The following is a 17,256-nucleotide window of genomic DNA, read 5'->3' on the forward strand; positions in this document are numbered from 1 at the left end:
GCCGTGACGGGTTGGTGGGCCACGCGCTGGATGCGTGCTGCGAGGGCTGCCCGAAGGGTGGTCGGCGGGAGTCCGCCGTGATCCTCCGGGCCTTCGCCGGCAAGATCTGCCGAGAACCGAGCCGCCCAGTCGGCAGCGGGCACGACGTGACGCCGGATGGTCTTGGGCAGTGCCCGGATGAGGGCGGCGATCAGCTCGTCGCGCAGTCCCGGTACCTGCCAGTCGAATCCGGTATCGCGCAGCCCCGCGAGCAGCGCCACCGGTACCACAGCATTGACTCCATCGTCGGGTGCACCCGGCTCGAAGCGGTAGCTGAGCGAAAGTACCTGATCGCCCTGTGTCCACCGGGAGGGGTACTCGTCGCTGCGCGCCGCAGCCGCGCGCTCGGCGAGGTCGGACTCGCCCATGTCGAGCAGGCGCGGTGTGCGGTTCGAGGTCTCACGCCACCAGGACTCGAACGAGCGGACGTCGAAGACCTCGCGCGGGATCCGCGCGTCGTAGAACGCGAACACCGCCTCATCACCGGCCAGGATGTCGCGGCGACGCTCCCGCTCCTCGAGCTTCTCCAGGCGCCGCCGCATGTCCGCGTTACGCCGGTCGAAGGCAGTGAGGCGCTTGTCGAGGTTCGCGGCATCCCATTCGCCCTGCACGAGCGCGTGGCGGATGAAGAGCTCGCGTGCGAGCGGCCGATCGAAGCGGGCCAACTGCACGCGGCGCTTCGGGATGATCTCTACCCCGAACAGGGTCACCTTCTCGTACGCGGATGCCGCACCCGCCGATCGAGACCAGTGCGGCTCGCCCAGCTGACGGTGGGCGAGCTCGCCGGCGAGCTCCTCGGCCCAGGCTGGGTCGACCGCTGCGACCGTTCGGGCGAACAGGCGCGAGGTTTCGACGAGTTCTGCCGCCATGACGGCATCCGGGCTCTTCTTGCGAAGCCCCGAGCCCGGGAAGATTGCGAAGCGCGCGCCGCGGGCTCCCCGGTATTCGGCGGTGGGGCGCCGTGGCTTCCCGGAAGCTGCACCCTTGGCTGCGGACGTCGTCGTGCGGTCATCGCGGATGCCGATCTGCGAGAGCAGCCCCGACAAGATCGCGCGATGGACGGCATCGGGGTCGGCGTCGACCCTCGTCTTCGCGCGCCGTGCACCCATGAGGTCCGCGAGTTGTCGGTGCACATCGACCCATTCGCGCACGCGCACGTAGTTGAGGAACTCGGCCCGGCACATCCGCCGAAACGCGCTCGAGCCGAGCTCTACCTGCATCTCTTGTAGGTAGTTCCACAGACCCAGCAGCGAGAGGAAGTCGCTCGTCGGGTCGGTGAACCGCGCATGCAGGCGATCGGCCTGCTCGCGCTGCTCCTCGGGACGCTCGCGGACATCCTGAATAGACAGGCCGGCCACGATCGCCAGGACACTCGGCAGCACATCCCGCTCGCGCGCTTCGACGAGCATCCGCGCCAACCGCGGATCGATCGGGAGCCGGGCAAGCTCCCGGCCGACCTTCGTGAGTCTGCCTCCCGAGACCGCGCGGAGTTCGACGAGGAGGTCCATCGCAGCCTTCACGCCGCGTGAATCCGGGGGAGTGAGGAACGGGAAGGCTGCGACATCCCCCATTCCGAGGGCCATCATCTGCAGCAGCACGGCGGCCAGATTGGTGCGGAGGACCTCGGGTTCGGTGAACTCGGGGCGCCCGGCGAAATCCTCCTCGGCGTAGAGCCGGATGGCGATACCCGGCGCCGTGCGCCCCGCACGGCCCGAACGCTGCTGCGCGGACGCCTGCGAGATCGCCTCGATCGGGAGTCGCTGGATCTTCGACCGGGCGGAGTAGCGCGAGATGCGCGCGGTCCCGGTGTCGATCACGTACCGGATGCCGGGCACGGTCAAGCTCGTTTCGGCGACGTTCGTGGCAAGGATGACGCGGCGGCGCACGCCGGCGCGGGTCGACGGTTCGAAGACCCGGTGCTGCTCGGCGGCACTGAGGCGACCGTACAGCGGGAGCACCTCGGTGGGAGCGGCATCGTTCGCGTACATGCCGCGGACGGCATCCATCGCGTCGCGGATCTCGGATTCGCCGGGAAGGAACACGAGAACATCGCCCCGCTCCTCGCGATCCAGTTCGCGCAGCGCGGCGACCAGGCCGTCGATGTCGTCGTCGGCGTTCTCGTCGTGGGGGCGGTAGCGAATCTCGACCGGGTAGGTGCGCCCCGAGACCTCCACAATCGGGGCGGCTGCTTCGGGATCTTCCGGCCTCGGTGAGAAGTGCCGCGCGAAGCTCTCGGGATCGATCGTCGCCGAGGTCACGACGACCTTCAGGTCGGGACGCTTCGGCAGAATCCGGCGGAGGTACCCGAGCAGGAAGTCGATGTTCAGTGACCGCTCGTGAGCCTCGTCGATGATGATCGTGTCATAGCGGCGCAGCAGCCGGTCACGGTGGATTTCGTTGAGCAGGATGCCGTCGGTCATCAGGGTGATGCGCGTGTCCTCGCTCACGGCATCCGTGAACCGTACGCGATAGCCCACCGCGCCGCCGAGGGGTACCTGCAGTTCGCTCGCGATCCGTTCGGCGATCGAACGCGCGGCGATCCGCCGAGGTTGCGTATGGGCGATACGACCGCGACCGAGCTCCAAGCAGATCTTCGGAAGCTGGGTCGTCTTGCCCGAGCCTGTCGCCCCCGCGACGATCACGACTTGATGGTCTTCGATGGCGCGCGCGATCTCATCCCGGGCGGCGCTGACGGGCAGCTCCGGCGGGTAGAGGATGACGGGTTCTGGCGCGGGCATAGCCTTCGATCGTAACCGCTACGGTCGTCGGTTACGCCGGCCGCGGCAGCGGCGCGAGAATCCTAGATCGCGCCGCGGGACCGCAGGACGGCAAGGACGTGGGGATCGCCGGTGCTGGCAAGCCAGGTCACGAGCTCTGGGTAGAGAGCAGGGTTGGCGGCCAGCGACGGCCAGAGTGATGGGTCCGACGTGTACTGGTAGAGCTCTTCTGCAGGTGTCAGCGGGTCGGCGGCGCGCGCAGCGTAGTAATCCGCGGAGCTGGCGGGAGCCGCCGCATCTGTCGCTGGCGGAGCAAGAGCAGTCGGCGCAGCGGCCCGGTACTGGTCTGCGTCGTACTGGTACGCCGTCGGTGCGGCAGGCGGGGCAAACGTACCCAAATACTCTCGAACCTCGCGCGGCGCCACCAGGGCGTAGGTGACCACCGCGGGCAGTCCCAGCAGAGCGAGATAAAGCACCGGCTCGAGGGCGAGGCCACTGTAGCGGGGGGAGGTCGCGCTCAGAATGAGCGCGACGATCTCTCCGACAGCAGCTCCTGCCATGAGAGACAGGACGATCGCGCGCGACGTCTGAGGCGCACCGACAAGTTGAATCCGTGCGACAAGCGCGACGCCTGCGGCAAGCACCTGAGAGAGCAGGATGCCCACGGAAAAGCCGATGGCGCTCGACGGATCGGTCACGAGCGCGATTACCGCGAACACAGCCAGAATCGTCGAGACGGTTGTCAGCGTGACGAGCGCCTGTCTCGCCGTGAGGAACCAGGTGTTCAGGGGTGGAAGCGCAGTCATCGACGCGAGCAGTGCGGGGCTCGTCAGCAACGCAGCGTAGGCGCCGAACCACACGAGGATGTACCCGCCGCCGTGCAGCGAGCTGAGGGTACCGCCGAGCTCGAAGCCCGTCAGCGCCGAAATGATGATCCCGGCGACAACCGCGATTCCGACCGACCCCGCGATTCGAGGTGCCGTCGGGGAGCGTCGAAGGACGAGGACTGCGGGAAGCGCGAGCGCGACATCCTGGAGGATGAGGACGACGATCGCGGCAGCGGCGTCCCAGCCCGAAATCGCCTGCCACGGCATCGCGAGCAGGAGCAGGATGAACCCTACGAGCATCGTGAGTGCCATGACAGCCAGGACGGTGAAGGTGCCTACGACGCCGCCGCGCGCGAGGCGCCCGCCGCTGAGCGGATCGCGGATCTCGTGCAGCCGCGGTGTCGCGGCGAAGAGTGCCCCGGCCAAGCCGACGATGACAGCCGCGCCGAGTCCGGAACCGACGCCGAGATACTCGGCAACCTCTCCGGCGCCAACGGCGTCAAGGAACATATAGACGACCACGAGGATGGCGTACGGCGCATTCAGTGCAGCACGGAGGGCGGCGGTTCGGCCCGGGGTGAGCCCCGTCCCGAGTGCACCGGCTCGCGCGAGGACGGTGACGGCGACCGACAGGACCGAAAGGATCGTGATCAGCAGCACATCGACCCTCGTCGCGGCTGTCGAGGTGAACGAGTCACCCAGGAGCCCGTCGGTTGAGAACGAGAGAGACCAGGGCAGCGCGAGGGAGACGAGCAAGAGGGCGACGGCTGCTGCATCGCGCACCCAGTCCGAGACCGGGATCGATGAAAGAGGCGATGGTCCTCGTGTGAGGGGTGCGGTGGGATAGGGGACGTACTGCCCCTGATACGCGGCGGCAGAGGAGGGCTGCTCGGGTGCGGGGTAGGTCATCTGGGGCGCGTCTTTCCAGGATGCGTCAGCGGAAGAGTTCGTCGAGAGCGCCGGACTCGTAGTACGGAATGAAGCTATCGACCGCGATGGAGGCTGCGTCGGCGATCGTCGCGATAGGGCTGACGAGCCACCCCCCGCCCTCGCGCACGGCGATGAGATCGACGTCGCCCGCGCCGAGTCTGTCGGTCCACGCGGGGTCATCGAGGCAGGCGCTCCCCGTGCGCTGGTCGGTCCAGTATGTGTACTCGTCCCACCAGGACGAATAGCTGGAATCGAGGTATTCATCGCTCCACTCGGCGCAGACCTCGCTGATGTCATACCGATCGTGGAGTTCGTATCCGTTGGACCACTCCGTGAAGTCGACGAGGAGCTCTTCGATGCTCAATCGGGCGCGGTCACCGTTCGTTGCCGCCGAGAAATCAGCTGTCTCGATGCTCGGGGAGTATTCGTTGACGACGTACTCAAGGTTGAAGACGTCGCCATACAGGGACAGAACGCGCCGCTCAGCGAGGGGCAAGGTCGCCGCGACCCGTTCGATGCGTCCAGATTCCAGAGCGGCGGTAAGTTCCTCGGCCGCAACCTCAGGAGTCTCGAACACCTCGGCCTCGATGATCGCGTCCCCCAGATCGCGGGAATCGACGTAGCCCTGTTCCTCGGACTGCCGCCACTGCAGATCGTAGAAGCTGAGCAGTGGGCTGATGTACCAGCCGTTGCCCTCATCGACGGCGACGAGTGAGATCGGCCCCGCTCCGTACCAATCCGCAGCGTCGCGCGCATCCCAGCTCTGATCGAGGTCGACGTTCGATGACCAGCCATCGACCATGGCGTCGATCGCTTCGTCAATCTCGGCGTCGGAGTAGCCGTAGATCGCGGCCTGTTGCGCTCGGAGCAGAGGCTCGTAGAGGGCTGTCAACGATCGCGCGAGCTCCCTCTCATCACCGGACAGGCGCATCTCACCGTCCGTCCACGAGACGCGCACGACCCCGTCCGCGAGCTGCTCAGTCTCGTACGCCATCGCTGTGGAGCTCAGCTCCGCAGACGCACGCACATCAGCCAGCAACTGTGCCATGTCGGCTCCGCCATCCTCGCCGGGGACCGCGGAGGCCAGACGCTGGAGTGGTTCGACAAACCCGCCGAACTCGCTCGGCGCGAGGGATGTGGCGACCGTGACCGGGTCGACGTTTTCGACGCCCGAGAGCAGGCGGGCAACAGCTCCTTCAGGGCTCGACGCGCCCCGGGTCAGTCCCGAGATCGCCCACCAAGCCCCACCGATGCCGACGAGCATGATTGCAGCGATCCCGATGGATCCTCCGATAAGAATGCCGCGGCGGCGGAAGAAGGGTCCGCGAGGCCGCGTCGGTTGCGTGCCGGGCGCAGGCCCGAACGGTGTTGCGGGGTGCGACGAAAGGGCAGGCTCGACGGCTCGCGCGAACGGGTCGCTGGACGCCGTCGTAGAGAAGACGTCGCCAGCTCCTGTGGCCGGGCCGGCTGGGGGTGTCGCATAGGCGGCGATCCACTCCCGCAGTGCGTCATAGCAGTTTGGGTGTTGGAGTACCCAGGGCGCCAGCTCTGGGTGAGTAGCGACGATCTCTGCAAGCCGCTCCGGCGCCGTGGCAGGGTCCTGGATCTCGCGATAAACGTCGGTCACCGGGGCTCCGATCCTCGTAGGGATGTGTCAGGGTGATCATTCCAGCCAGGTCTCGCGGTACGCGATGGGGACTTCTCCCCGTCATCCAGGGCGCACGGCTTCACGGCCTGTCGACCCGAACAGGCAGCTCCCCGAACGACACAGTCTGGCCGGACAGCACACGGCATCGCTCATGTGGCGCGATGGTGCGCGCGGTGCCGTCGCCGGAAATGATGTCGGTGCCGTTCGTGGAGTCGAGGTCGGTGACCCAGATCGCATCCGCTTCGACCTCGATGAGTGCGTGTGTCTTGGACAGCATCCTCTGCGGGTCTGGGAGCGCGAGCGTGGCCGCATCTGCGTGCAGAGCCGGGGGCGTGGGGCGTCGTCCGATGACCGTTGCGCCGGTGACGGCGAATGTCATGCCATCGGAAAGCGTCAGCGTCCAGGACGGAGCGCGAGCAGCGCGCGAGCGTGGTGTGAGCACCGTTGCTTCGGCTTCGGCTTCGGCTTCGATGGACTCACGAGACGTGGGAGGAGGGGCTGCGGGCGCCCACGCCTCTGGTCGCGGCGCCGGTATCGCCGCTGGCGGCGGAGCGAACGCCGGAGCTACCTGATGCTGTGGGAGTGGCGCGGCGGGCGGCGGTGGCGGCGGTGGAGGTGGCGCCGGTATCGCTGCGAAGGCCTGCGCGACATTCGGTTGGGGAGGCGGCGGTGGAGGAGGCGGCGGCGGGAACGGGGGCAGTCGCTGTGCAGACGCAGCGGTCGCAGGAGGCGCCGCCGGCGGAGGTGGGGGTGGCGGGGGTGGGGGTAGAGGATGGCTACTGCTGGGTGTTCCGGCGATCTGACGCAGGGATGGATCGGTGGCACGCACGACGTCAGCGAATGCCGTCGCGAATGCGCCTACTCCCGAGCTGACCTCGGGGTCGGACATGTCGCCGGACACCTCCACCAGCGCCGACCACCGTGCGCCGGCAATTCGGCACCGGACGCCGAGTTCACCGATTGTGTTTCCGTTGAGCGACACGGCGAACCGGGTGTGATCTGGCGTGGACGGGCTCGGAAGGAGCGCCCAGCGCCGGCTCGTGACGCGACTGGCGCTGATGTGCGCGGCTCCCGATATTCGGTCGGGCGTACTAGCCGTGTCGAACGCGACAAGTACCGCAGGTGGAGCGCCGGTCATCTTGTCCCCCCGGGTGATGAAGAGCGGTGCAGCGGCACTCCGCTCTTAGGACAGGACACTAGCGGTCCTGCCGGTCGGCGTGCCAATCCGGCCGTTCAGTCGCAGTCCGTCAAGCAGATCCTCGATGTCGCGGGTCTCAGCCCACCCGTTGATCTCGACCTGGCCGCTGGGCAGGACGCGAACCTCGAGCAGATCCGGAGACTCGTGCCAGCGGTTCACCAGAGCGTCGTAGCGAGACGACAACGCGTGAAATCCTTGGTTGCGCGAACCCACCCACGGTCGTTCTCGGTCGATCTGGTTCCGGTCGAAGGGGCCGTCCACGAGGAGGTCTGTCGCTGCAAGCAGGCGCGCCACACCCGCGTCGGTCTGGGCGCGGGACTGCAACTGGGCCACGGTATAGCCGCTGAAGGTCATGACGCTCTGGCCGCGGGCGCGAACCTGCTCGGCGAAGACGCCCAGGGCGCCTGGCTGCTCGAACGGCTCTCCACCGAGCAGCGTCACGCCCTCGACATCCACGGGTACCGCGTCCAGCAGATCGTGCACGGTCTGTTCGGTTCCCCCGCGCGCTCCCCAGAACTGGGGATTGAAGCATCCTGGGCACCGGATCGAGCAACCCTGCACCCAGATCGCGAAGCGCTCGCCGGGGCCCTCCGCGATCGTGCGCGGCACGATGCGCGCCACCCGCACGACGTCAGAAGTCAACGAGTCGACCCCCACGGGCTTCTCCGGCTGCGGTGTCTGCCTCGGCATCCGAACTGGACGGTGCGTAGCCTGCCCTGTCTTCAGACGCTGTCGCGGCGACGGCGCGAACACTCGCCCACGAACGGATGCCCGCAATCTGGGGTGCCATCGTGATGCTGAGGGGGACCATGGTCGCGACCGCACGGATCAGATCGGGCACGATGAGGGGTCGCTGCTCGCCATAGGCGTCGAAGAGCGCAGCGACGACGGCCTGCTCGATCTCGGCTCCCGAATATCCCTCACTCGCATCAGCGAGGGAAGCGAGGGTGGGCTCGTCGAGGGTGATGGCCCCCGCTACGGCGGGCCGGCTCAGGGCCTTTGCGAGGTGTACCTGCCAGATCTGGCGGCGCTCGGGGTCGGTGGGAAGATCGACGAAGAAGATCTCGTCGAAGCGACCCTTACGCAAGAACTCCGGTGGGAGTGCATCGATGTTGTTGGCTGTCGCGATGACGAAGACGGGCGCGGTTTTGTCCTGCATCCAACTGAGGAATGAGCCGAACACGCGGCTCGAGGTTCCGGAGTCGTTGCCGCCTCCCGCGCCGGAGAACCCTTTCTCGATCTCATCGATCCAGAGCACGCAAGGCGCGATCGCCTCTGCCGCGCGTAGGGCGGTGCGCATGTTCTGCTCGCTGGAGCCCACCAAACCCGAGAAGACGCGCCCCACGTCCAACCGCAGCAGGGGAAGCTGCCAGGCGGCAGCGATGGCTTTCGCGGTCAGCGACTTGCCACAGCCGGGTACACCGGTGATGAGCACCCCCCTCGGGGCCGGCAGGCCCCATGCCGACGCCTCGGCCAGCCAGGAGTTGTTGCGCTTCGTGAGCCAGCGCTTCAGGTTCTGCAGGCCGCCGACATCGTCCAGGTCGAGGTCTGCCGAAACATACTCGAGAACCCCGGACTTGCGGATGGTCTGGCGTTTCTCATCGGTGACGATCCGCACGTCGTCGGCGCTGAGGCTCCCGTCCTGCACGATGGCGCGGGCGAACGCGTTCTCGGCCTCTTGGAGCGTCAGCCCGCGGGCCGCACTCACGAGGCGCTCGCGACCCTGCTCGTCGAGGTCAACACGGATGCGGCCGCTCTGGGTGTTCGCTGCGATCATCGCCTCGAGCGTGTCGCGGATCTCCTCGGAAGTGGGCAGCGCGAAATCGACGATCGTCACGTCCTTGCTCAGGTCGGTGGGGATGCACAGCTCCGGGGCGACGATGACCAGCGTCCGGGCGAGGGAACCGGTCTGGAACAGCGCAGCAGTCTCGCGCAGGCGCCGCACCACGGCCGGGTCTGCGGGACGCTGACCGGCGCCGAGCGAGGCGTGCAGGTCGCAGAAGACGAACACTGCGGGGTCATCGTGGCCGGCCACATGATCGAGGGCGCGACCCGGATCAGTGGATGCGGCGACCGCGGAGCCGTCCGGCCCGACCAGGCCCGAGGTCGCCGACCACACCCACACCGGTCGCGGCGTGCGGATGCGTTCCGGGTCTGCGGCCACCGCGCGGATCTCCGCGAGCACCCGACCCTCTTCGAAGGACTCGATGTACAGCAGCGGGAAGCGGGCCTTCAGCAGCAGGGCGAGCTCGTCGCGGAATGCGCGGTGTTCAGACATCCAGGATCCTTCCCCCGGCAGCGGGCGGCTGTCGGGTCGCGCTGGGCTTCGACGCGAAGGTGAGCGAACCGCGCATCGCGGCCGCCTCGTGCGGCTGCAGGGCGAGGAGCGCGATCAGCTCATCGAGCGTGCGCACGGGGTGCGCGGCGCGATGCGCGACGACGTACTCCGCGCGGGGTTGCCCCATGAAGGGCAGTGCGGCGAGCTGGTCGACCGTGGCGGTCTGCGGATCGAGCTGCGCGTTCACCGCCGGTGCCGGCCCCGAGTGCGGCTCCGTGGCGGCGGCTGCCGGCCCGATTGCGGGGGCGGGCGTGGGCGCCAGGTAGTCGGCGGTGCTGACGCCGAAGACGTCCGCACCGACATCCACCGCGCGGGGACCAGGCGGTTGCGTCGACATAGGTGGCGAGGGACGAGATGTCCTCGGGGCGGGGCGGAACCAGGGGAGCCCGTTCTGCCTGCGTCTCCAGGCCTCGTTCAGCCATGAGGGGCTGACAATGAGCGCGTGGATGATGCCGACGATCCACAGGGCGGGGTAGCCCCACGTGACGGCCTCGCTCCATGGCAGGAAGGGGATCGCGGCAGCGGCCAGCGCATAGATGCCTGAGGTGATGATCCAAGACGTGCGTACGGTGAGGGCGCCGATCACGGCGAACCCGAGCCAGGTGAGCCGCCCGAATCCGGCGAGGATCGGCAGCAGCCAGAGGCTCATGAGCAGCAGCCATCCGATCGAGGGGGCGGCGCTGATGCGGGTCGCCGCGGGCCGCCAGCCGGCGCTCATGATCCCCCTACTGAGGTGGTCACCTGCAGAACGAGGCGCACGCTGGCGTCCGCCTCGACCGTGTCCGAGATCACGTGGAACCCGGCGGCATCCGCGTTCTGCCGGATGCGTTCGGCAACGGCCTGCTGCACGCGCGCGAGATAGGCGCGGTCCAGGGCGAGCATGAGGGCATTCGCTTCGTCGACATCGACCGTACGGGCCGCGTCGATGTGCGCGGCCCAGATGCCGTCCGCCCCGCGCGTCATGTCCAGTCGCAGGTCACTGACGATCGCCGACAGGTGCTCGTCGTCGGCGACGGCGACAGTGCCGTGGATGTCGACCACGGCCTGGCTCAGCAGGCCCAGATCGCGCATGCGCGTGGCGACGATCAGAGAGCGGTCGCTTTGGGCGGCAGAGCCCGAGGCGAGGGTGCCGATCGCGCCGGCAGCGCCGGCCGCGGTCGAGCCTGCGACAGCGGCGATCACCGCGGGCACGAGCAGCAGTGAGACGCTCACGCGCTCACCTCGTCGGTCGTCGCGGTGCGAATGGAGCCTCTGCTCGAGGTCGCGTGGTAGTCCTCGGTGAAGCGCGACGCGACCGTGTTCGCGTCAATGAGGTCTTCGAGTCGGGCGATGTAGTCGAGGCACGCGGCGCCGGTCACCCCGTGCGTCTCGGCCTCGATCGTCCCGTCGACGCGGACGGTCACAACGATGCGTGCGGCATCCATGCTCTTCCCCCTACTCCCCGGCACCGGCGGCAGCGGAGCCGACCGCGACGGTCCAGGATGCCGTGGTGCTCTCCGATCGTATGCGCAGGACCACGCTCTCACCCGGTGACCACGCCACCGTGAGTGTGGATGTATCGACCGCGGTGAGTACCTCGGGCTCCGTGGTCGGGGTGATGACCTCGACGGCCAGTAGTCCGGTCCCGGTCTGCGTGAGCGTCGCGGTCGTGGCGGAGCCGCTGTAGCGCAGGTCAACGTTGCCGGAGCCTGCTGTTTCTCCGTCGTCGAGGTCGGTGACCGGGAGCGGGGTGAGCGTGACCGTCCAGGGACCCTCAGCGCCGGAGGAGAGCTCGGATGTCACCCACAGCCGGCTGCCAGGCGTGCTCGCCACGGGAACGCCGTCCTTGTCGATGGTCAGCACCGCGACCAGCGGCGGGTAGCCGTCGGCCGTCGTCGCCCCCGGTCCGCTGAGGCCCACCGTCGCATACGGACCGCCCGCCGTCAGCGTGATGACGAGGGGAGCGTCGCCGAGGGATGCCGGAACCTCGATATACGCGGAGTCCTCGGCGCTCCAAGTCGTTCCCCCGTCCGTCGTGGTGGCCGCAAGCGGGTTGTCCGACTCCCACGCGTAGACCGAGTCGCCGCCGGGAACGACCGCGACCGAGAAAGCGGTGAGGCCGATGATGGCGCCGATGGCAAGGACGCCGACCGCCCAGAGGGCCATGCTGTAGCCACGGATGCGCGCTGCCGCGGGGCCGGCAGCGGCAGCGGCAAATATGGTCATCAGGGGGTCCCCTCATCGACGGAGAGACTCCAGACGGCTCCGGGTTCGGCGATGATATGGAAGACGACCTCCGGTGACGAGGACCAGGTCAGCTGCTGGTCGATCACGCCGAGTGAGATGACGGGCGCTTCACGCTCGGCGGCGGTGAGTACTTCGACCGTGATCGTGCCATCGCCCTCGTGGCGGAACCCGGCCGTGTTCGATGGTCCGTCGTAGCGCAGGTAGCGGGTTCCCGTGCCCGAGACGGCGCTGTCGACCGTCTCGGCCTGCAGCGGCTCGATGACGAGGGTCCACGGGCCGTCGGTGCGCACCCACAGCACGGTACCGGGAGATGCGAACGTCGCGGTGTCGGCGTTCACAGCATCCAGGATGCCGAGACTCTGCGGGAGCTCGTCGCGTGCCGCCTCGGCGGAGGGGCTTTGCCCGAGAAAGAGGAGCTCACCCTGCCCGGAGGTGCGGCGCACCTCGATGGCGCTGCCGGTGGTGAGCTCGTCGGGGAGGACGATCATCGCGTTCCCCGGCGCGGACCAGGTCGACCCGTTCTGTGTGGCGATGGTGGGGTTTTCCCGCTCCCAGGGGAAGTCAGTGAGCCATCGCGGCGGACCGGAGAGCGCGGAAACGACGGTGGTCGTCGCAATGGCCCCGATGACGATCGCGCCGACGACCCAGAGGAGTGCGGAGTAGGTGCGGATACCGGGAGGGACAGCTGTCACGAGACCTACTTGGAGACCGCTGGTGTGTCGAAGTCGATCGTCCACGGAGTCGACGAGTGCTCGGTGCGTACCGACATGACGATGCGAGGGTTCGGATCCCACGAGAACCGGGTCTGCACGGAGTCGCTGTCGTTCACGACCCACTCGTAGCCCTCGTCGCTGAAGACCTCGATATTGAAGGTCCCGTCGCCGTCCGAGGTCGCCGTCGCGCTCGCGGCGGGTCCCTCATACATGAGGAACTGCGAACCGCTGCCGCTGTACGAACCGTCGACGCGTATCGGATCAAGCTGGTCGAAGGTCAATGTCCAGTTCCCCTGGCCCGCGGTCCACAGCAGCGAGTCGGGAGCCATCATCAGCACGGTGGTTCGTCGGTAGGCGTCCACAAAGCCGGTGGCATGCGCCGCCCCGGGTTCTGCCGCGGGCGATGGCCCGGTGACGTAGAAGCGCAGATAGTCGACCTCTTCGTCCGCAGTGACGACGAGGGGACTGCGGGAGACCAGACTCTCCGGCAGGGGGACGAGCATCGCGCCGCTCCCTGCGTACATTGACGCGTCGGTTTCTGCTGCCACACGCGGTTCCGTCTGCATCCATGCATAGGTGTTCACGCGCATAGCGTCGCCGAGCATGTACGTGAAGGTGGTCGATGTGACGATGGCGGTGATGGCGAGGATGCCGATCGCCCACAGCACGCGCGAGAATCGTACGATCCGCTGCTGCGTCGGGACGGAATCGGCGATTGTCATTGTGTCGTGAACCTACTGCGGGTTGTTGCCCGAGTGGACGGTCTGACGGCGGGGTGGGGTGCGAAGTGCCCCCACCCCGCCGTCAGACGTCGTCGGGCGGTGCTGTCAGCTGTTGATCGCGTTGGCCAGTGAAGAGTCCGTCTCCTCCAGCGTCTGCGCAGCGACTTCGAGGTACTGCGCGAGTCCGTCGAGAGCGTCAACCGCCTGCTTGGTGCCGGTGGTGAAGCTGTCGTAGGTGTCGCGGAACGCCGGGCTCGACAGATCGGTCGAGTACCCGCTGCTCACGAGGTTGTCCACGAGAGCCTTCAGCTCGCCGAGGGTGTTGTGAATGTCATCCTTGCCCTGGCGCAGGCGCCCCGCGGCCTGACGCATTTCGTCATATGTGACATTGAGGTTGGCCACTGCTGTCTCCGATTCTTTCGATCACTCCGCCCCCGGAATGATGCTCACCCGTGGGTTGTGAGTCGAGAGTATCCAGAGGCTGAGGAACTTCCAATGGGGAGAACTCCCCACGGAGCTTACGCGCGGCTTGGGCTCCAGCGCGTGTACTGGGCGATGCCGGACAACGCGGCGCGAACGGCGCCGGCAGTCTCGAGGGACTCCCAGGTCGGCGCGGCAACGCGATACGCCCGTTTCCACCAGTGGGGGTCGTCGTTCGAGAGGGGATCTCTCGAAAAGACGGAGTCCGCGTTCAGTCCGTCAAGCGTCAATATCCACAGGATCAGTGCGGTCTCGCTGTCCGCCGGGATGTCATCGAGCAGAGCTGCGCGCACCGCTGCCCAGCCGGCCACGTCAGTGGCAGACGAGGGCGGAAGATAGCCACCGGCCCATGTCGTTCGCCCGATGCCCTGCGCCGCGAGACCTCGTCCCACTGATCGGGCGATGAGGGTGCAGTCCCGCATCCACCGTTCGGGCCGATCCCGGTCCGCGCGAGGTAGCGAGTCGCGCTGGATCACCTTGAGCACTTCCTGCCTGCCGTTGTGCTGCGTGGCAGATCTCGGCACGAGGCGGCCACCGCCACTGGGTGAGACAAGCCCGTGGAGGGCGAGATCGACGATAGCGCCACCCGCGATCGCAGCAGCAACGCCTGCCCATTTGAGCCGTGCTACCTTTCCGCCGTTGGGTCGGAAGCTGAACAGCAGGAGGCGTTCTCCGAGAGTGAGGGCCCTGCCCGTGTCGAAGGCGACCGTCATCCCTTGATTATCGCTCACCGTCGAGCGGGAGCGTGTCCGGCTGCGTTTCGGAGTGGGGGAAACGTACGCTCGACACGACCGCATCGAACAGCTCAAGTAGGCTTGATCGGAGCGTGGGCTGCGTTGTTCCGAAGGCGAGGGTCGCGATCCGTGACTCGTGCGGCACCGTCAACCAATACATCACCGTATAGGTCGGCGATGTCGGCAGTGTCGTGAGATCGCTGACTTCGGAGGTAGGCGCGGTGGTCTTGGCGCGACGCGCCACAACCGAGCCGCCGATTTCGTCGTGCCAGGGATCTTCAACCCATCCGGACTTCTCGAAATGGCTCATTGTCGTCTGGAGCAGCAGGAGGTTGCGCTCATTGTTTCGCGAGAGCGCGATGATCGGCTCCGAGAGTGTGACGGTGAGAGTCGCCGGCAGCGGGACGCCTTCGATGATTTGCGAGGCTATGTACCAGCCGGAGGCTCCGGCATCTGCGGAGGCCACCGCGGCTCGGGTGAGTTCTTGCCGAAACGCTTGCCGGAGGCTGGCGTGTTCATCGGAGCGCCCAAAGGCGACCAAGGCAGCGCGTGAGATTGCTTCCTTGCGCGCGTCCGGCTCCGCGAGCGGGATTCGCAGCCAAGACCCGGGAAGAATGAAGGTGAGTACGTCCTCACCGGCATGAGTGGTCGTCACGATACCCCCAGGTAGGTTTCCGCGAGCCTGGCCAGGGAAGCGAGGCCAGCTTCGGCGATCTGTTCTTCGCGGTCCAGATGGGGCGTAGACACTCGCATGTTCCAGACTTCGCCCGGCGTCGAATCATCGAAAAGCCACGCACTGAAACAGGCAACGAGCCGATGAGGCGGCGTCGGACCCGCGATGATCTCCCGACCGTAAGCGACGCTCACGCCTGGAGCCACGTTAATGCTCCGCGTCGAGACGAGCTGACGCCGATACCCGACAGGCTGGCTCAGTGCAAGGGACTCCACGAGTGCCGCAGCGGAGGGAGCCGAGGCGGGGCGAAGCGCGAGTTCGGCGATCGCGACCGCACCACCGTCGACAACCTGCAGCCAGACGCTCGCCGCGGCCGTGTCGGAAGCCCAGGCCTGCATGGCTGAGACTTCACGTTTTAGCCTGCGCTGTCTCGCGGGGGATACATGCGAGTCGCCGGTCGAGAGCAGATTTACGTCGCGGATCGACGCGAGTTGAATCCACTCTCCTGGCAGGCTGAAGACGAAAGGACGTGGCAGGTTCACAGCTCTTCCTCCGCCATCGAGGCCAGTGTGCGCCCTTCGGCCACGGAACGCGCGATGATCGGCTCGAGGACATCGACGATTCTGTCGACGTCAACAGAGCCGGCCCGATCGAGCGACTCCAAGGATTCTCTTGGTCCGCGGTACTGCGCTGAGAACTCATCCGCGATGACCGCCGTTGCCCAGGCTTCGGGTGTGTAGTGTTCGGACAGCCAGAACAGGCCGAGTACGTCATCGGCATGTTGTGATGCGGTCTCAGACATTCTCGAACACCCCCACTATCATGTCCGTCCACCCCGAACTCACGTTCTCGATCGCCTTGGTTACAACGTAGTCGTGGACGATCCCGCCAGCGGCGTCCTTGAGGCCATCGGCGAGCGCTTCGCGCCCTGCCGAATCGATGATCGCCTGCATCGTGTCGTGCGTAAGCACGTTCCGAGCCCCGCTGCTCGCGAGCTCGCTCGCAGCGTGCAGCCCCTCCAGCTGAAACACTGTGCGGAAGGCAAGCTGCGGCTGCGCGAGTGTCGACCAGCTCGCCGGGCTGGTAACGAAACGAAAGTCCGCGGTCACGTTACGCAAGCCGTTGGCGAATGCGCCCTTCCCGATGGTTCCCGTGAATGCAAGAGCGAGGCCGATGCTCGCGCCGATGAGATCACCCAGCGACTTCCGCCCGGACAAAGTGAGGGCAAGCGTCGCAACGAATGCAAGTGCGTTGACCGCGAGGGAGATGAGACGCAGAGCCGCGGCGACGACCGCGAGAGCCGGGAAGAAGACTGCGGCGATCGTAAAGATCGTTGCCAGGACGTCGAGAATCCAGCCGTACTCGTCGATGAAGGCGACGATCGCTTCGAGCGCGGGGATTACGACGGTCACCCAGAATTCGACTATTCCGTCCCAGACTGCGGCCAGATGGTCCCACAGAGTGTCGTTGAGCCCCGAGGCCTCCATGGCCGTGACGATGGAGCTCATGGCAACCAGCGCGGCGGAATCCCGTTCCTCGTAGGCGGCTGCCGCCTGCTGGTGCGCGACATCGACGTCGTGTTGAGCGTTTTCTGCCTTTTCGCGCCAGTGCCGATACTTCTCGATCATCTCGAGCTGTTCGGGACCAGGTGTCTCCGCCAGCTCGCGGTAGTAGTCGCGGTAGTACGAGGCGTTGTCAAGATCGGAACTGCCGCTTCGAGCGCTCGCCATCGCGCTTTCGTGCTTCCGCTGTGCTTCCTGTAGCGCCACCGCGTAGGTGTGCAGTGCGTCGCCTGTCCCGCGGTAGCGAGTCTCGGCGCGTTCGATCACGCCGGCCAGTTCGGCCGACTGGCTGCGTACCTGGTCGACAGCCAGGCTGATGGTTCGGATCTCGTTGGCGACACGGAGCAGTTCTCTGGCAGCCTCATCGATGCTGTCGGCCGTGCTCAGGTAACGTGCTGCCGCGTCCTTCACGCCTGCGGGATCTCCCGGGATGGGGCTCATCCACGACA

The 17,256-nt window shown here is 67.0% G+C and carries 18 protein-coding genes; all 18 read right to left on the minus strand.

Features of this window, described 5'->3' with window-relative positions; genetic code table 11:
- Positions 1-2,777 (minus strand): ATP-dependent RNA helicase HrpA (gene hrpA, locus B3587_RS00135; protein WP_292725621.1); only part of this gene is annotated, 2,777 nt, incomplete at its 3' end.
- 62 nt (positions 2,778-2,839) lie between these two features.
- Entirely contained in the window at positions 2,840-4,492 is a 1,653-nt protein-coding gene (locus B3587_RS00140) for a hypothetical protein (RefSeq protein WP_292725622.1), read from the minus strand.
- Between the two features lie 25 nt (positions 4,493-4,517).
- Positions 4,518-6,140: a hypothetical protein gene (locus B3587_RS00145; protein ID WP_292725624.1), complete on the minus strand. Its 1,623-nt coding sequence runs from the start codon at positions 6,138-6,140 to the stop codon at positions 4,518-4,520.
- A gap of 100 nt (positions 6,141-6,240) precedes the next feature.
- Entirely contained in the window at positions 6,241-6,540 is a 300-nt protein-coding gene (locus B3587_RS00150; protein WP_292725626.1) for an FHA domain-containing protein, read from the minus strand.
- A gap of 804 nt (positions 6,541-7,344) precedes the next feature.
- Positions 7,345-8,001: a 4Fe-4S single cluster domain-containing protein gene (locus tag B3587_RS00155; RefSeq protein WP_292725628.1), complete on the minus strand. Its 657-nt coding sequence runs from the start codon at positions 7,999-8,001 to the stop codon at positions 7,345-7,347.
- The gene (locus tag B3587_RS00160; RefSeq protein WP_292725630.1) at positions 7,991-9,637 is read right to left on the minus strand and encodes an AAA family ATPase; all 1,647 of its coding nucleotides are present in this window, start codon (positions 9,635-9,637) and stop codon (positions 7,991-7,993) included. The genes B3587_RS00155 and B3587_RS00160 overlap by 11 nt, the downstream gene beginning before the upstream one ends.
- Positions 9,630-10,415: a hypothetical protein gene (locus tag B3587_RS00165; protein WP_292725632.1), complete on the minus strand. Its 786-nt coding sequence runs from the start codon at positions 10,413-10,415 to the stop codon at positions 9,630-9,632. Before B3587_RS00165 ends, B3587_RS00160 begins: the two co-directional genes overlap by 8 nt.
- Entirely contained in the window at positions 10,412-10,909 is a 498-nt protein-coding gene (locus B3587_RS00170; RefSeq protein ID WP_292725634.1) for a hypothetical protein, read from the minus strand. The genes B3587_RS00165 and B3587_RS00170 overlap by 4 nt, the downstream gene beginning before the upstream one ends.
- A complete protein-coding gene (locus B3587_RS00175; protein ID WP_292725636.1) occupies positions 10,906-11,121 on the minus strand; it encodes a DUF2997 domain-containing protein in 216 nt (71 codons plus the stop codon). The genes B3587_RS00170 and B3587_RS00175 overlap by 4 nt, the downstream gene beginning before the upstream one ends.
- Before the next feature lie 10 nt (positions 11,122-11,131).
- Positions 11,132-11,902 (minus strand): hypothetical protein, encoded by a 771-nt coding sequence (locus B3587_RS00180; RefSeq protein ID WP_292725638.1) that lies wholly within the window; start codon positions 11,900-11,902, stop codon positions 11,132-11,134.
- Entirely contained in the window at positions 11,902-12,615 is a 714-nt protein-coding gene (locus B3587_RS00185; protein WP_292725639.1) for a hypothetical protein, read from the minus strand. Before B3587_RS00185 ends, B3587_RS00180 begins: the two co-directional genes overlap by 1 nt.
- Before the next feature lie 5 nt (positions 12,616-12,620).
- The gene (locus tag B3587_RS00190) at positions 12,621-13,358 is read right to left on the minus strand and encodes a hypothetical protein (RefSeq protein ID WP_292725640.1); all 738 of its coding nucleotides are present in this window, start codon (positions 13,356-13,358) and stop codon (positions 12,621-12,623) included.
- A gap of 105 nt (positions 13,359-13,463) precedes the next feature.
- Positions 13,464-13,760 carry a WXG100 family type VII secretion target gene (locus tag B3587_RS00195; RefSeq protein WP_292725642.1) on the minus strand — a complete coding sequence of 99 codons (297 nt, stop codon included), beginning with the start codon at positions 13,758-13,760 and terminating at the stop codon, positions 13,464-13,466.
- A gap of 116 nt (positions 13,761-13,876) precedes the next feature.
- Positions 13,877-14,551 carry a GPP34 family phosphoprotein gene (locus B3587_RS00200; RefSeq protein WP_292725644.1) on the minus strand — a complete coding sequence of 225 codons (675 nt, stop codon included), beginning with the start codon at positions 14,549-14,551 and terminating at the stop codon, positions 13,877-13,879.
- A gap of 7 nt (positions 14,552-14,558) precedes the next feature.
- Positions 14,559-15,227 (minus strand): hypothetical protein, encoded by a 669-nt coding sequence (locus B3587_RS00205; RefSeq protein WP_292725646.1) that lies wholly within the window; start codon positions 15,225-15,227, stop codon positions 14,559-14,561.
- Positions 15,224-15,643 carry a hypothetical protein gene (locus B3587_RS00210; protein WP_292725648.1) on the minus strand — a complete coding sequence of 140 codons (420 nt, stop codon included), beginning with the start codon at positions 15,641-15,643 and terminating at the stop codon, positions 15,224-15,226. Before B3587_RS00210 ends, B3587_RS00205 begins: the two co-directional genes overlap by 4 nt.
- A 140-nt stretch (positions 15,644-15,783) precedes the next feature.
- Positions 15,784-16,047, minus strand: coding sequence for a hypothetical protein (locus B3587_RS00215; protein ID WP_292725650.1), 264 nt, complete (start codon positions 16,045-16,047; stop codon positions 15,784-15,786).
- Positions 16,040-17,248 carry a hypothetical protein gene (locus B3587_RS00220; protein ID WP_292725652.1) on the minus strand — a complete coding sequence of 403 codons (1,209 nt, stop codon included), beginning with the start codon at positions 17,246-17,248 and terminating at the stop codon, positions 16,040-16,042. The genes B3587_RS00215 and B3587_RS00220 overlap by 8 nt, the downstream gene beginning before the upstream one ends.
- Positions 17,249-17,256 lie beyond the last annotated feature (8 nt).

Origin of the sequence: Microbacterium sp. UBA837 (genome assembly GCF_002296025.1) — a bacterium.
Lineage (GTDB): Bacteria > Actinomycetota > Actinomycetes > Actinomycetales > Microbacteriaceae > Microbacterium.

What these genes read in the sequence shown, in the direction of transcription:
- B3587_RS00140 (WP_292725622.1), bottom strand. Translation starts at nt 4,492, where the DNA reads ATGACCTACCCCGCACCCGAGCAGCCCTCCTCTGCCGCCGCGTATCAG.
- B3587_RS00150 (WP_292725626.1), bottom strand. Translation starts at nt 6,540, where the DNA reads ATGACATTCGCCGTCACCGGCGCAACGGTCATCGGACGACGCCCCACG.
- B3587_RS00165 (WP_292725632.1), bottom strand. Translation starts at nt 10,415, where the DNA reads ATGAGCGCCGGCTGGCGGCCCGCGGCGACCCGCATCAGCGCCGCCCCC.
- B3587_RS00220 (WP_292725652.1), bottom strand. Translation starts at nt 17,248, where the DNA reads ATGAGCCCCATCCCGGGAGATCCCGCAGGCGTGAAGGACGCGGCAGCA.
- B3587_RS00210 (WP_292725648.1), bottom strand. Translation starts at nt 15,643, where the DNA reads ATGCAGGCCTGGGCTTCCGACACGGCCGCGGCGAGCGTCTGGCTGCAG.
- B3587_RS00200 (WP_292725644.1), bottom strand. Translation starts at nt 14,551, where the DNA reads ATGACGGTCGCCTTCGACACGGGCAGGGCCCTCACTCTCGGAGAACGC.
- B3587_RS00175 (WP_292725636.1), bottom strand. Translation starts at nt 11,121, where the DNA reads ATGGATGCCGCACGCATCGTTGTGACCGTCCGCGTCGACGGGACGATC.
- B3587_RS00160 (WP_292725630.1), bottom strand. Translation starts at nt 9,637, where the DNA reads ATGTCTGAACACCGCGCATTCCGCGACGAGCTCGCCCTGCTGCTGAAG.
- B3587_RS00215 (WP_292725650.1), bottom strand. Translation starts at nt 16,047, where the DNA reads ATGTCTGAGACCGCATCACAACATGCCGATGACGTACTCGGCCTGTTC.
- B3587_RS00190 (WP_292725640.1), bottom strand. Translation starts at nt 13,358, where the DNA reads ATGACAATCGCCGATTCCGTCCCGACGCAGCAGCGGATCGTACGATTC.
- B3587_RS00180 (WP_292725638.1), bottom strand. Translation starts at nt 11,902, where the DNA reads ATGACCATATTTGCCGCTGCCGCTGCCGGCCCCGCGGCAGCGCGCATC.